Annotated in this window: 14 protein-coding genes and 1 other annotated feature; of the genes, 1 reads left to right on the forward strand and 13 read right to left on the reverse strand. The window is 38.9% G+C overall.

The window, feature by feature from the left end; genetic code table 11:
* Window positions 1-8: 8 nt before the first annotated feature.
* The 9 genes from hisI to hisC are packed head-to-tail and all read right to left on the reverse strand — an operon-like array spanning window position 9 to window position 7,136.
* Window positions 9-320: a phosphoribosyl-AMP cyclohydrolase gene (gene hisI, locus I573_RS10300; RefSeq protein WP_016186448.1), complete on the reverse strand. Its 312-nt coding sequence runs from the start codon at window positions 318-320 to the stop codon at window positions 9-11.
* Window positions 320-1,093, reverse strand: coding sequence for an imidazole glycerol phosphate synthase subunit HisF (gene hisF, locus I573_RS10305; protein ID WP_016186447.1), 774 nt, complete (start codon window positions 1,091-1,093; stop codon window positions 320-322). The genes hisI and hisF overlap by 1 nt, the downstream gene beginning before the upstream one ends.
* The gene (gene hisA / locus I573_RS10310) at window positions 1,087-1,818 is read right to left on the reverse strand and encodes a 1-(5-phosphoribosyl)-5-[(5-phosphoribosylamino)methylideneamino]imidazole-4-carboxamide isomerase (protein WP_016186446.1); all 732 of its coding nucleotides are present in this window, start codon (window positions 1,816-1,818) and stop codon (window positions 1,087-1,089) included. The genes hisF and hisA overlap by 7 nt, the downstream gene beginning before the upstream one ends.
* Window positions 1,796-2,419: an imidazole glycerol phosphate synthase subunit HisH gene (hisH, locus tag I573_RS10315; protein ID WP_016186445.1), complete on the reverse strand. Its 624-nt coding sequence runs from the start codon at window positions 2,417-2,419 to the stop codon at window positions 1,796-1,798. Before hisH ends, hisA begins: the two co-directional genes overlap by 23 nt.
* Window positions 2,419-3,003 (reverse strand): imidazoleglycerol-phosphate dehydratase HisB, encoded by a 585-nt coding sequence (hisB, locus tag I573_RS10320; RefSeq protein ID WP_016186444.1) that lies wholly within the window; start codon window positions 3,001-3,003, stop codon window positions 2,419-2,421. The genes hisH and hisB overlap by 1 nt, the downstream gene beginning before the upstream one ends.
* Window positions 3,000-4,286 carry a histidinol dehydrogenase gene (hisD, locus tag I573_RS10325; protein WP_035020882.1) on the reverse strand — a complete coding sequence of 429 codons (1,287 nt, stop codon included), beginning with the start codon at window positions 4,284-4,286 and terminating at the stop codon, window positions 3,000-3,002. Before hisD ends, hisB begins: the two co-directional genes overlap by 4 nt.
* A gap of 2 nt (window positions 4,287-4,288) precedes the next feature.
* Window positions 4,289-4,924, reverse strand: coding sequence for an ATP phosphoribosyltransferase (hisG, locus tag I573_RS10330; protein WP_016186442.1), 636 nt, complete (start codon window positions 4,922-4,924; stop codon window positions 4,289-4,291).
* On the reverse strand, window positions 4,921-6,081 hold the full coding sequence (locus I573_RS10335; RefSeq protein WP_016186441.1) for an ATP phosphoribosyltransferase regulatory subunit: 1,161 nt from the start codon (window positions 6,079-6,081) through the stop codon (window positions 4,921-4,923). The genes hisG and I573_RS10335 overlap by 4 nt, the downstream gene beginning before the upstream one ends.
* Before the next feature lie 2 nt (window positions 6,082-6,083).
* Window positions 6,084-7,136 carry a histidinol-phosphate transaminase gene (gene hisC, locus I573_RS10340; RefSeq protein ID WP_016186440.1) on the reverse strand — a complete coding sequence of 351 codons (1,053 nt, stop codon included), beginning with the start codon at window positions 7,134-7,136 and terminating at the stop codon, window positions 6,084-6,086.
* Between the two features lie 45 nt (window positions 7,137-7,181).
* Window positions 7,182-7,423, reverse strand: a binding site (T-box leader).
* 149 nt (window positions 7,424-7,572) lie between these two features.
* On the opposite strand from hisC, the gene I573_RS10345 reads away from it, so the two are divergent.
* A complete protein-coding gene (locus I573_RS10345; RefSeq protein ID WP_016186439.1) occupies window positions 7,573-8,361 on the forward strand; it encodes a PHP domain-containing protein in 789 nt (262 codons plus the stop codon).
* Window positions 8,362-8,431: 70 nt separating this feature from the next.
* Here I573_RS10345 and I573_RS10350 read toward each other — a convergent pair whose 3' ends face one another.
* The 4 genes from I573_RS10350 to licT all read right to left on the reverse strand — a co-directional run bounded on the left by I573_RS10350 (window position 8,432) and on the right by licT (window position 13,313).
* Window positions 8,432-8,935 (reverse strand): GNAT family N-acetyltransferase, encoded by a 504-nt coding sequence (locus I573_RS10350; protein WP_016186438.1) that lies wholly within the window; start codon window positions 8,933-8,935, stop codon window positions 8,432-8,434.
* Window positions 8,936-8,999: 64 nt separating this feature from the next.
* Window positions 9,000-10,442, reverse strand: a complete 1,443-nt coding sequence (locus I573_RS10355; RefSeq protein WP_016186437.1) for a glycoside hydrolase family 1 protein — start codon at window positions 10,440-10,442, stop codon at window positions 9,000-9,002.
* 15 nt (window positions 10,443-10,457) lie between these two features.
* Complete coding sequence (locus I573_RS10360; RefSeq protein ID WP_016186436.1) at window positions 10,458-12,344, reverse strand: beta-glucoside-specific PTS transporter subunit IIABC; 1,887 nt, start codon at window positions 12,342-12,344, stop codon at window positions 10,458-10,460.
* 135 nt (window positions 12,345-12,479) lie between these two features.
* The gene (gene licT / locus I573_RS10365) at window positions 12,480-13,313 is read right to left on the reverse strand and encodes a BglG family transcription antiterminator LicT (RefSeq protein WP_016186435.1); all 834 of its coding nucleotides are present in this window, start codon (window positions 13,311-13,313) and stop codon (window positions 12,480-12,482) included.
* Window positions 13,314-13,445: the final 132 nt, after the last annotated feature.

The following is a 13,445-nucleotide window of genomic DNA, read 5'->3' on the forward strand; positions in this document are numbered from 1 at the left end:
TTCCTCCTTTAACGTATCGTGCGGTAAAAACAAGTTTTTTCACCTGTATGACAGGCTGCACCTGTCTGATTGACTTCGATCCACAATGTATCTTCATCACAATCGATTTTGATCGATACTACTTCTTGAACGTGACCACTCGTTTCACCTTTATGCCACAATTCATTTCGACTGCGCGAATAAAACCATGTTTGATTTGTTTCTAGCGTTTTTTGGTAGCTTTCTTCATTCATGTAAGCTAACATCAACACTTCTTTACTTGTGGCATCCGTAATAATTGTTGGAACTAGGCCATCTTGTTTTTTAAAATCAGGTTTCATTATATTTGCTCCTTTTCCACAAGTCGTACAGGGATCTCTCGCTCCGCTAGAGCTTGTTTTAATGCGGGAATCTTGACTTCGTTGTAATGAAATATACTTGCTGCAAGTGCACCCGTAGCCGGTGTTTTCTCCAAAACTTCGATAATGTCTTCTTGATCTCCTGCTCCACCTGATGCAATTACTGGTACAGAAACCGCCTGACTGATCGCTTGGTATAAAGCTAAGTCGTAGCCTGATTTTGTCCCATCTTTGTCCATTGAGGTCACGAGTAGTTCTCCTGCACCAAGGTCTACAGCTTGTTTGGCCCACTCGATAGCATCCACACCCGTATCTTCACGTCCGCCTGTAACAAACACATGCCAACTCTCTCCTACTTTTTTTGCATCGATAGCGACTACGATACACTGATTGCCAAATTTTTGAGCACCCTCTTGGATCAATGTTGGCTGACGCAATGCAGCAGAATTGATTGCGACTTTATCTGCACCTGCTTTTAACATCGCATTCATGTCTTCAATACTGCGAATCCCACCGCCGACGGTAAAAGGAATAAACACTTGATCTGCCGTTTTGGATACCATCTCGACCATGGTTTGTCGCCCTTCATGCGTTGCACTGATATCTAGAAAAACTAATTCGTCACATCCTTGTTCATAGTAGGCTTTCGCAATTGCGACAGGATCTCCCACATCCGTTAGATTAACAAAGTTAACGCCTTTTACAACACGACCATCCGTCACATCTAAGCAAGGGATGATGCGTTTGGCTAACATGTTACACCTTCATTGACTTTAGCCAAAACATCTAAACTTAGCGCGCCACTGTAATAAGCTTTCCCTACAATCGCTCCTGTTGCACCAAGTTCAGCTAATTCGAGTAAGTCTTCTTTTGTATGAATACCACCTGAAGCAATAATGTCACAGTCAGGTAAAGCAGCAATCAATTGTTGATAATGTTCAATATTTGGACCTGATAATGTACCATCTTTTGCAACATCTGTATAAATGAACGTTTTCGCCCCATATGAAGCAAGTTGTTTGGCCAACTCGATAAAGTCCAATGCAATAACTTCTTTCCAACCTTCGATGGCAACTTGTCCATTTTTAGCATCGATACCAATGATCACACGTTCTGCTCCAAATTTTGCAATCGCTTCTTTGGCAAATAAGGGCTCTTTTGCTGCCATAGAACCTAAAATTACGCGATCAATTCCCGCAGCTAAATACGCTTCAATTTGTTCCATCGTGCGGATTCCGCCACCGACTTCTACCTTCATTTGACTTACTTCTTTTACTTGTGCGATCAATTTTGCATTCACTGCTTTTTTTTCTAAAGCGCCATCTAAGTCGACGACATGTAAATACGACAATCCAGCTTGTGCAAAAAGGCGTGCTTGTTCTACTGGAAATTCATTGACAATAGTCTCTTGATCAAAGTCTCCTTGATATAATCGTACTGCTTTTCCATTTTTTAAATCAATTGCTGGTAGGATCTCCATAAACATACTCCTTAAAGTTTTTTAGTATCTTGTGTCCGATATCTCCTGATTTTTCTGGATGGAATTGTGCACCAAATACATGTCCCTTTGAAATCATAGCCGGTATGCGACCATTGTAATCACTAAAGACACGTAAATAAGCTTCTGGGACATCTGTATAATAACTGTGCACAAAATAGACATAGGCTTGATCGACATCTTCAGTCAATGCATCGGGCGAAAAAACATGTAGTTGATTCCATCCCATATGTGGTACTGGATAATCTGAAGTAGCTGTGAGTGCACGACACGTTCCCGGAATCAAGGAAAGACCTTTTGTATAACCATATTCTTCACTTGCTTCAACGAGTAGCTGCATTCCTAGACAAATTCCCAATAGCGGAACCTGTTGTGCCACTCGTTCGTGGATGACCGCAATCAAATTGCGGTCATCTAACGCTTGCATTGCTTGCTTAAACGCCCCAACACCTGGCAAAATCAAGCCATCTGCTTGACGTAAGACTTCTGGGTCACTTGATAAGACCGCGTTGACTCCAATCGCTTCTAATGCACGCAATACGTTTCGTGTATTCCCTGCATCATAATCAATGACGGCAATCATTACAACACTCCTTTCGTCGAATTGACTCCCTTGATTTCTGGATTGATTGTGATCGCTTCACGTAATGCACGTCCTGTAGCTTTGAATAAACTTTCCACTTTATGGTGCGTGTTTGTCCCATATAAGACTTTTTCATGTAACGTCATTTGCGCGTTAAACGCAAAAGCTTGGAAAAATTCTTGTGTTAATTCTGTATCAAACTGACCCAATTTTGGATTTGTCAGTTCTGCATCAAAGACTAAAAAACTACGACCTGAAAGATCCAAACTCACCATGCCTAACGTTTCATCCATTGGCACAAAAGAGGTTCCATAGCGGTTGATCTGTTCTTTCTCACCTAGAGCTTGTTTTAGTGCTTGTCCTAAAGCGATACCGATATCTTCCACTGTATGATGGCTATCGACTTCTAAATCTCCATCTGCTTTCACTGTTAAGGCAATTCGAGCATGACGAGCAAAAAGGGTTAACATATGGTCAAAAAAACCGACGCCCGTTTGAATGTCTACTGGTTCTGTTTGATCTAGATTTAGCTGTAATTCAATTTTCGTTTCATACGTATTGCGTACAATCGTCGCGTGTCTCATTTTTGTTCCTCCCGCATGGCAACTGCTCGGGCATGACCGGCTAGTCCTTCTTTATTGGCTAATACTTGAATAGCTTGTGAGGCTTGTTGTACAGCTTCTTTTGTATAGGAGACATATTGGATTCGTTTCACAAAATCATGCACACCTAATGCTGAAGCAAAACGAGCCGTTCCACTTGTCGGCAACACATGGTTGGTTCCAGCTAGATAATCCCCAATCGGTTCACTTGTAAAGGGACCTAAAAAAACGGAACCTGCATTTTCGACTTGATCGAGATAAGACATCGCATCTTCAAAAGCGATTTCTAAATGTTCAGGCGCTAAAGCATTCATCAAGGTAAACATTTCACTCACTGAAGAGGCCAAAATAATTTTTCCTTGTTCTACGATCGCTTGTTGTGCGATTTCTTTTCGCGGTAACGTTTGAAGTTGAGCAAACACTTCTTTTTCTACTGCCTCACCTAATTCTTTTGAGTCGGTTACTAAAAAAGCGCGTGCAAACGTGTCATGTTCTGCTTGAGACAATAGATCAGCAGCTAGATATGCTGGGTTTGCGCCAGCTTGAGCTAAGATCCCAATTTCAGAAGGGCCAGCAATCATATCGATTCCGACTTTGCCAAATACTTGTTTTTTCGCTGTGGCAACAAAGCGATTCCCCGGTCCCACGATTTTATCTACAGGACGAATCGTCTGTGTGCCATAAGCGGCAGCTGCGATAGCTTGTGCGCCACCAACTTGATAAATCGTATCTACACCAGCTAAGCGAGCCGCTACCAAAATCGCTGCATTGAATACCCCGTCTTTTGGCGGAGGTGTAAACATGACGATTTCTTTAACTCCAGCAATTTTTGCAGGTAAAACATTCATCAGTACACTAGAAGGATAAGACGCTGTTCCACCAGGTACATACACGCCCACTCGTGTTAACGGAACAATTTTTTGACCTCTCATTACACCAGTTTGTGGGAAATCAATAAATCCTTGCTCAAGTTGGTGTGTATGATACGATAAAATATTTTCTTTCGCACATTCTAATGCTTGTTGAACTTCTGGTTCGATGCGTTCAAATGCTTCAGTAATGATGTCTTCGGATACAATTAAATCATCCAATGTGACTCCATCAAATTCTTCAGTGTATTCTTTTACGGCTTGATCACCCAACGTACGAACTTCTTGAATAATCGCTGAGACGTTATTATCTAGAGCAGCTTGATCTTTTGGTTCTTTTTCTTCTAGCATAATGGCATCTAAAATCTCAGATACACTTCCTGTTAACCACGTCATGTTCATAAACGGTCCTCCAAACTCTGTTCTACTTGATTGATAAATGTTAAAATGGCAGGATTGCTTTTTAATGCAGATTTATTGACGATCAATCGAGCGGAAATACGACAAATATCCTCAAAAACAATCAATCCATTTTCTTTTAATGTCGTTCCAGTTTCTACAATATCCACGATCGCATCTGCTAAAGATAACAAGGGCGCAATTTCCACAGAACCTTCAATTTTGATAATCTCGACATCTTCTTTTTTCGCTTGAAAAAACTGACTAGCCACGGTTGGGTATTTTGAAGCAATCCGCTTACGTCGGTGATTATTTGGATCGTAATTGGGTGTCGAAGCGACGGCAAACCGACAAACTCCAATGCCTAAATCGAGCATTTCATAATACCCTTCTGGATGTTCCAATAAAATATCTTTTCCCACCACTCCAATATCAGCGACTCCATGGCGAACATAAGTCGTCACATCTACCGCTTTAACCAGTAGAAATCGAAATTTTCCATCTGGACTTTCAAAAATCAATTTACGTTTTTTGTCTTGCATAAAGGCGACATCAAAGCCAGCTTTTGCAAATAATTCCAAGGTTTGTTTTTCTAAGCGGCCCTTTGTCAACGCGATTGTAATTGGTTTTGTCATAAGTTCACCTCTTGTTTTGTGCCAGTTTTATCGATGCACCAAATGGCGTTATAGTCCCATTTTTTGGCATATGCTAGTGTTTGTTCATACGTACTAAATAACGAAAGTTCAACGCCGATCTGATCCCATTTTCCAGCATGGATAGCGGTGTCTTCTTCAAAATACAACAGAATTTTCTCATGATCTTGACCTGTTGGACGTTGATACAAACGATCAAATAATGTATCCACATTCATCGCCCAGCCTACAGAACTCGTTTGTGCTAAGTCGAAGCGTTTGAATAAATAATCGTAACGTCCCCCACTTAAGAAATTCTCTGGTATGCCCTCACTAAAACTAGAAAACATGATGCCTGTATAATAGTCCATCAATCCAACCATCCCTAAATCGACACGTAAACGTGAGGTTAACTCTTCTGAAAAGAAATTGATCAATGTTTCGATTTCAGCAAGATCGGTTAAAATCGGATGGTTTTCAGGTAATAATTGTTTTGCTTTAGCTACAGTCGATTCAATGTCTCCAAATAATTTAGGGATTTCTTTTAAAAAGGCATCGATCGAGCTAGGATGCTGTTGGACTAAATCGGCAATATCTGTAATACTTTTATTTAAAAAATGGATTTTCAGCTGTTCTGCTTGTGCCCCATCCAGTTTCAATTCCGAAACGATCTGTTGAAAAATACCTGCATGTCCAATTTCAATTGAATAATTAGGAATATTCAAAGCTGAGAGCACACAATCTGCAGATAAGATCGCTTCGTATTCTGCTTTCAAAGAAGGAAAGCCAATGATCTCCACACCAGCTTGCGTAAATTCATTTTGTAACCCTTTCATTTCATCATGATAGCGAAACACTTTGCCGCTATAACGTAATTTTAGAGGAAGTTCGACTTTGGTAGACGCAATTACCCGGCCGACCGGAGAGGTCATATCTGGTCGTAAAGTCAACAGTCGACCTTGGTTGTCAAAAAAACGATAAAACCCTTCTTGATTGTGGCTTCCTTCAAACACTTCCGCAAATTCAATGATCGGCGTTTCAATACGTTGAAATCCTCGTTGACGCAAAAGCTCATTGATCTTGTATTCTAATTGATATACTCCCTCAGCTCGGCGAAACAGACGATCTTTTGTCCCAGCTGGTAACTGTTTTCTTCTCATCTTTATATCTCCTTTTGCGTTAATTTACGTAGTAGCGTGGTCACTTGTTCCATTTCTTGTTGCGTTCCAATCGAAATGCGTAGATAGTCTTTTAAACGCGGGGTATCAAAATAACGAACATAAATCGCATGCTCTTTTAACTGCTGGTATAATATGTTGGCTTTATGACTAGGATGTGTCGTGAGTACAAAGTTTGTGTGGCTTTCTAATGTATTAAATCCTAGTTGCGTCAATTGTTCACTAAACCAGCTACGTGTATGAAGAATTTGTTGATTTACTTTTTGATAGTAAGCTCGATCTTCTAGGGCGGTAATTGCCACGGCTTCTGCGAGTGCATCGACTGCGTAAGGATTATATGAATTTTTCACGGCTTTAATGACTTGTGTTAAACGAGGGGATCCAATCCCGTATCCGACACGCAATCCTGCTAATGCATGATCTTTTGATAGTGTACGTGTCACATACAGATTTGGATACTTCGAAACAAGAGGTGCTACGCTTTCTTCGTTAAATGCTTGATACGCCTCATCTACAATAATAACTTGCTCTGGAAAACGTTCTAATAGATCAATAATCGCTTGTTTTGATACGGTTTTTCCTGTCGGTGCATTTGGATTTGTTAATACGAGTCCTCCAATAGCTTGTGGGATCTTTGTAAAGTCCCATTGAAATTGATCATCTAATGGCAGTAACTGATAGGGAATTTGATACAATTCACACCACACCGGATAAAACCCATATGTAATATCGGGAAAAATAATCGGAGCTTTTGTTTGGAAGAAGCTTTGAAAAGCTAAAGCTAAAATATCATCACTCCCATTAGCCGTTGTGATCCATTCATCCTCAAGTCCTTCATTTTGTGCAATGACCCGACATAAGGCTTGATTGTCAACGCTAGAATACCGTTGTAATTTTGCCAAATCAAATGTTGCTAATGTCTCTTTAATTTTTGGTGAAGGTAAATAAGCATGTTCATTCGTATTTAATTTGATAACACGTTGATAATCAACTTGTTCTCCAGGTATATAAGGTTGAATCTTTCGTAATCCTTCCATTGCGTCCTCCTCCTAATAAAAAAAAACGCCCTCTAGCACTATTGGCTAGAGGACGTCAACACGTGGTTCCACCTCTGATTTTTTTGATTCTCACAAATCAAAACTCATCAGGTCACTCTTTCGAATGATCTTAGCGATAACGGAACTACCGTTTTTTCCTACTTTAGATATTTATCTGTTCAAAAAAACACTCCAGAATGTGTCGTCTTATTGTTCTTACTCTTTTTCACCAACCAAGAGCTCTCTTTAAAAGAATGGAATAAGCCTTTTTCTTTCATCGTTTTATTATATATTTTTAATCATTTATGATATTGAACTTATCATAATGATTATTTTCCTATTTTGCAAGAAAAAAATGCAAAAAAGTGAAAATTAAGTATAATAGAATTAAGAAACATTCGTCTTAAATATTTGTTCACAAAGAGGAGAAAACACTATGGAATACTATGATCAACATTTACATACCCATTTTTCTTACGATTCAAATGCTGATTTTGAAGATTATTTAACAAACTATGAAGGATTTGTGGTCACGACCGAGCATTTTGATTTAGCCAATCCTGTAACGAAGACGGATGATATTCCGGACTACAAAGCCTATAGCCAAACGATTGATACATTAAACCGAAAATATGGAAATCGGGTACTAAAAGGAATTGAGATTGGCTATATCGCCTCTGAAAAAGAACGGATCTTGGAGTATTTAACAGATAAAGATTATGATTTAAAATTACTCAGTGTTCATCATAATGGCTCTTTTGATTATCTAGATGATGAAGTGAAAGAAATGGATCCTGCTATTGTGATTCCTCAGTATTTTGCACAACTTTCAGAAGCATTAGATGTTGTCAAAGCAGATGTCTTCGCACATTTCGATTACGGTTTTCGGGTTTTTGGCTTATCTGTTGCGGAATTTCAAGCTTATGAAGCATTATTTTTACCTATTTTAGATAAAGTGATCGACAAAAAACTTGCTTTTGAATTAAATGCGAAAAGTGCTTATTTATATAACAACTTAGCTCTTTATGATTACGTGATCGATCTGTATCAATCACGCGGTGGTACACTGTTTAGCATCGGTTCAGATGGCCATTACCTTGAACATTTCCGATTTCATTTTGACGATCTTTTTGCCTTACTTCGACAAAAAGGAGTTACTGAATTGGCCCTTTACCAAAATGGACAACAAATTATGGTGCCTCTTCCAAATGAAACAAGAGACTAATTAGCTCCCAGAAATAAGCCAAAAAAAGCTAAACATTTAGCCATTTTTTAGGAGGTGTGACAGAAATCTGTCACACCTCCTTTTTCAATATTGGACAAGTTCGTACTTGTTGACCTAGATAGACAATGGTTTCTTCATATGGTAAAAATCCCTCGCGTTGATAAAATCGTAATCCAGCATGATTTTTTTCATAGACGGTCACGATCAATTCGTGGTACTCCATTTGTATGGCGATCTGTTGGGCTTGATCCAGTAATTTTTTACCTAATCCTTGATTTTGATATCCTTCGATGACATATAATCGTTTGACTTCAAGTTGCTTTACTTGAGGAAAATAGACTAGTTTTATATACCCAATTAATACTTGACCATCAAAGACACCGATAAATGTTGTATTCGTATCTTGTAATTCTTTTGCTAACTGATGTGGTGTAAAGGCATGTTGAAGATATTCTTGCATATCTTTCGCGTTTGCCCCTTCAATAAAAGATTCATAAAAACTTACGATACTTACCACTTGTAACGCATGTTGATCTGAGCGACACAGTTTTTTAAACTGAATTTTTTCATTCATACCCATTCCCCCTTTACAGCACTATACCAAAAAAGCGGATAGTCGACTATCCGCTTTTAAGTATTTAATTTAATTTAGACCCGTTTGTTGCAATCACATCTTTATACCAATTAAATGATTTTTTCTCATAACGCTTACCTGTACCATTGCCTTCATCATCAAGATCAACATAGATAAAGCCATAACGTTTACTCATTTCACCCGTTGAGGCACTGACAAGGTCGATACAACCCCAAGGTGTGTAGCCCATGATATCTACACCATCTTTGATTGCATCAGCCATCGCTTCAATATGCTCACGTAAATAATCGATTCGATACTCATCTTCTACGTAGAAGTTTTCATCGACGTTATCGATTGCACCTAAGCCATTTTCCACGATAAAGACTGGTTTTTCATAACGATTATATAATTCATTTAACGCAATACGCAACCCAACTGGATCAATCTGCCAGCCCCACTCACTTGCTTTTAAGAAAGGATTTTTTAAGCCAGCTAATAAGTTTCCACTAGCTTTTGCTGCTTCTTCGTCTGTGATATTGACAACACTTGACATGTAGTAACTAAACCCAATGTAATCAACTGGATAGTCTTTTAAGAGTTCCAATTCACCTTCTGCAATATCCAATTCGCCAACATTGTATTTATCAAAAATACGTTTAGTATAAACTGGATATTCACCACGTACTTGTACATCTGCACAGAAGAAATTCATTTCTTGGTTTTGTTCGATCGTTGCCATTTGATTGACTGGATTTGAATCAAAACTATAAGTGGTTGCATAGATGATCATACAGCCAATTTGAAGTTCTGGATTTAATTCATGACCGATTTTGACAGCTTTACTACTTGCAACAAATTGATTATGCCACGCTTGGAATACATTATGGTAATCACCTGCACCCGTTGATTTGACCATTCCTTGACTTAGTGCCGGAAAATGAAAAGCAGAGTTGATTTCGTTGAATGTCATCCAGTATTTTACTTTGCTGTGGAAACGTTCTAACACGACTTTTGCATAGCGCTCGTAAAATGTGATCAATTCTCGATTTTTCCAACCGCCATATTCTTTGGCTAAATGCAATGGCATTTCATAATGAGAAATCGTAATCACGGGTTCGATCCCGTGTTTTACACACTCATCGATCACTTGTTCATAAAAGACTAATCCTGCTTCATTTGGAGTTGTTTCATCACCTTTAGGAAAAATACGTGTCCACGCAATTGAGAAACGGTAACATTTGAAGCCCATTTTCGCAAATAATGCAATATCTTCTTTAAAATGATGGTAATGATCGATTCCACGGTGGTTTGGGTAAATGTACTTGTCTTCATCGATTGTCCAATCAAATGTATCGCTACTTAAGACATCTAAACGGGCTTTTCCACCAGGCATTGCATCGGCTACAGATAATCCTTTGCCACCTTCTTTAAATGCACCTTCTAATTGGTTCGCCGCTGTTGCGCCACCCCATAAAAATCCATCGGGAAATACTGAGTTTGTCATCTTTTTTCCACCTTTCTATTTGACGATCGTCAATACATCTTCGCCGTTTAAAATTGTTTGTTGATCTAAATCAAGCACATCCGTAAATTGTGCGGTGTTCGTAATCACGACTGGTGTTACAACAGGATAGCCTTGTGCTTTGATAAACTCAATGTCAAAACGAATCAATAGCGTTCCCTTTTGAACTTTGTCGCCTTGTTTCACAAATGCCTCAAATCCTTTACCTTCAAGAGCCACTGTGTCCATTCCAATATGCATCAAAATTTCGATTCCGTCAATCGTCGTAATACCGACTGCATGTCCAGTTGGAAAAATCGTTGTGATCTCACCATCATATGGCGCATAAAGCTCTCCGACAGTCGGTTCAATCGCAATTCCTTTACCTAATGCTTCTGATGCAAAGACTTGGTCTTCGACTTTGCTTAAAGGCAATACATTCCCAGTTAAAGGACTTGCAATTGTATAATGATGTGCATCTGTTGTAGGTGCGGTTACTGTATCCGTTACTTCATCGACTTTTTCTAATGTTGTTTTTGGTGCAGTTTCTGGTTTATCTTCAAAACGCAATACCATAGTTAACACAAAGGCCAACACAAAGGCTACTGCTGTTCCGATCGCAGCCCAAATAACGCCATCTAAACTTTTTGTATCTTGAGGAATAAAACTTGGTAAACTTAAAATGCTCACTAGACCAAAGGCATAATTTTGAACGTGCGAGAATCCAATGATCGCGCCACCCACAGCACCACTGATACATGCAGCAATAAATGGTTTTTTAAGTGGTAGTGTTACCCCATATACAGTCGGTTCTGTAATTCCAAAGAATGCCGTGATCGTAGAAGACATCGCCAATCCTTTTAATTTAGTATTTTTGGTTATAAAGAAAACAGCTAATGCAGCTCCAGCTTGAGAAATTACTGCTGGCAATAGCATCGGAACCATTGAATCTGACCCATATTGCGTTAAATTCAATAAAGCAATCGGTACAAATCCCCAATGCATTCCAAACATCACAAATACTTGCCATAATCCACCCATCACAGCTCCAGCAACCAATGGACTAAGACCGTAAATCGCGCCATATCCTTTACCTAACCAATCGCCTAGAATCGTACCGATTGGGCCGATTGCAATAAAAGTTAATGGTGCCATAATTAAGAACACGCCTACTGGTACACAAATGATCTGTAAGAAGTCCGGTACAACTTTTTTGAAAAATCGTTCGACATAGCTTTGAATAAAGACAGCTAATAGAATTGGAATTACTGAAGAAGTATAGGCACTTGCCCCAATAATTACTGGTAACCCTAAAAAGCTCAACGTCTGACCCGCAGAAGCGGTAATCGTTGGATAAACCAAAGCCATCGCTAAAGCCAAAGCCAAGAATTCATTCGTTTTGAATTTGCGTGCTGCGGTAACAGCTAATGCTACTGGTAAGTAGGTGAAAAATCCATCTGCAATCGCAAATAATACAATATAAACCCCCGATGTATCGGTCAACCAATTTAAGGCTAAGGCCAGTGTTAAAAACCCTTTTAATACTCCGGCTCCTGCCATCGCACCTAAAAATGGTGTAAAGATCGACGATACAATATCAATCAATCTGCCTAATACAGTCTCGCTTTTACCTGAATCATCATCTGATGCGCTACTTAAATTTGATTGATCGATCAATTCACGATAGACATCGCTTACATGACTGCCGATCACGACTTGATACTGACCACCACTACGTACAACTTGAATGACATCTGGATCTTCTTGTAAACGTTCTGTATCAGCTTTTTCTTCATCTTTTAATTTAAAACGTAAACGCGTCGCACAATGAACTACGCTATTGACGTTTTCTTTTCCGCCGACTGCATCTAATACACGGCTTGCAATTTCTTGATTTTTTGACATGATATTTTCTCCCTTTTCTTCATTTTTGTAAACAAAAAACCCAAATTGAAAAAACACTATCTAATCAGATTAGTTGTCTTTTCAATCTGGGTTTTGCCTGCTTGACCAGTCACAATCCACTAAGATTGATACTTCTTATTCTTGAACAACACGTTCAATATGAATGGTTAAATAAATCATTTCGGATTCTCCAATCGGACGCGCATAACGCGTGATCAAAAAATCATTGATTCGTTGTACTGCTTGAAAAGCTTTTGGATATTTGGACTGAATCAGTGCAAATAAAAATTCATCTGGTTCATCTGTAAGCGTTTCGGATAAATAACGTTGTGCAAAATACTGTAGATGCGTAACGATCCGTTGATAACTCAGTGTTTCAGAATTTAGTGTAATCCCAAAGTAACGGCTGATGATCGTCAATATATTACGCACCATTTCTGTTGCTTCTAAAGTTTGCGACATATCTGCATGTTGCTGTTGTGCATTGACGATATGAAACGCAATGAATCCCGCTTCTGATTCTGGCAAACTCACTCCAAAATACTCTTCGATTTTTTCTAATGCATGTTGTGCTAAACGGAACTCTTTAGGATAAAACTTTCTTGTTTCAAATAACAATGGATTTGGAAGTTCGATTCCTTCTTTGGCACGCATGATCGCATAATGCATATGATCAGTCAAATTTAGATAAATCGCTGAAGATAACGACACATCTAGTTCTGCCTCTGCATAATCAACGATTTTTTTTACTAACTCAATTTCTTCAGCAGGAACATCTTGTAGAAGTTGTTGGAATTGTTGACTCGTTACCGAATCTTTCAATACAAACTCTTTTTCGATCAATGTATCATCGACTACATCGCCAGCCTTTTTTTGAAATGCAATTCCTTTACCCATACAAATGATTTCTTCGCCTTGTGGATTAACAGAAGAAATCACATTGTTATTTAGTACTCTTCCAATGATCATCTTGATCCTCCATTCAACATAAAAAAACCTAGAATCATCCCGCCTACATGTCGTGAGATAACTCCGGTTTTGCCTGCCGAGCAGTAACAATCCTGATTTACAAGAGTCATCATATCATAGATTTTTTTCACA

This window comes from Enterococcus sulfureus ATCC 49903 (assembly GCF_000407605.1).
In the GTDB taxonomy this organism is placed as follows: Bacteria; Bacillota; Bacilli; order Lactobacillales; family Enterococcaceae; genus Enterococcus_G; species Enterococcus_G sulfureus.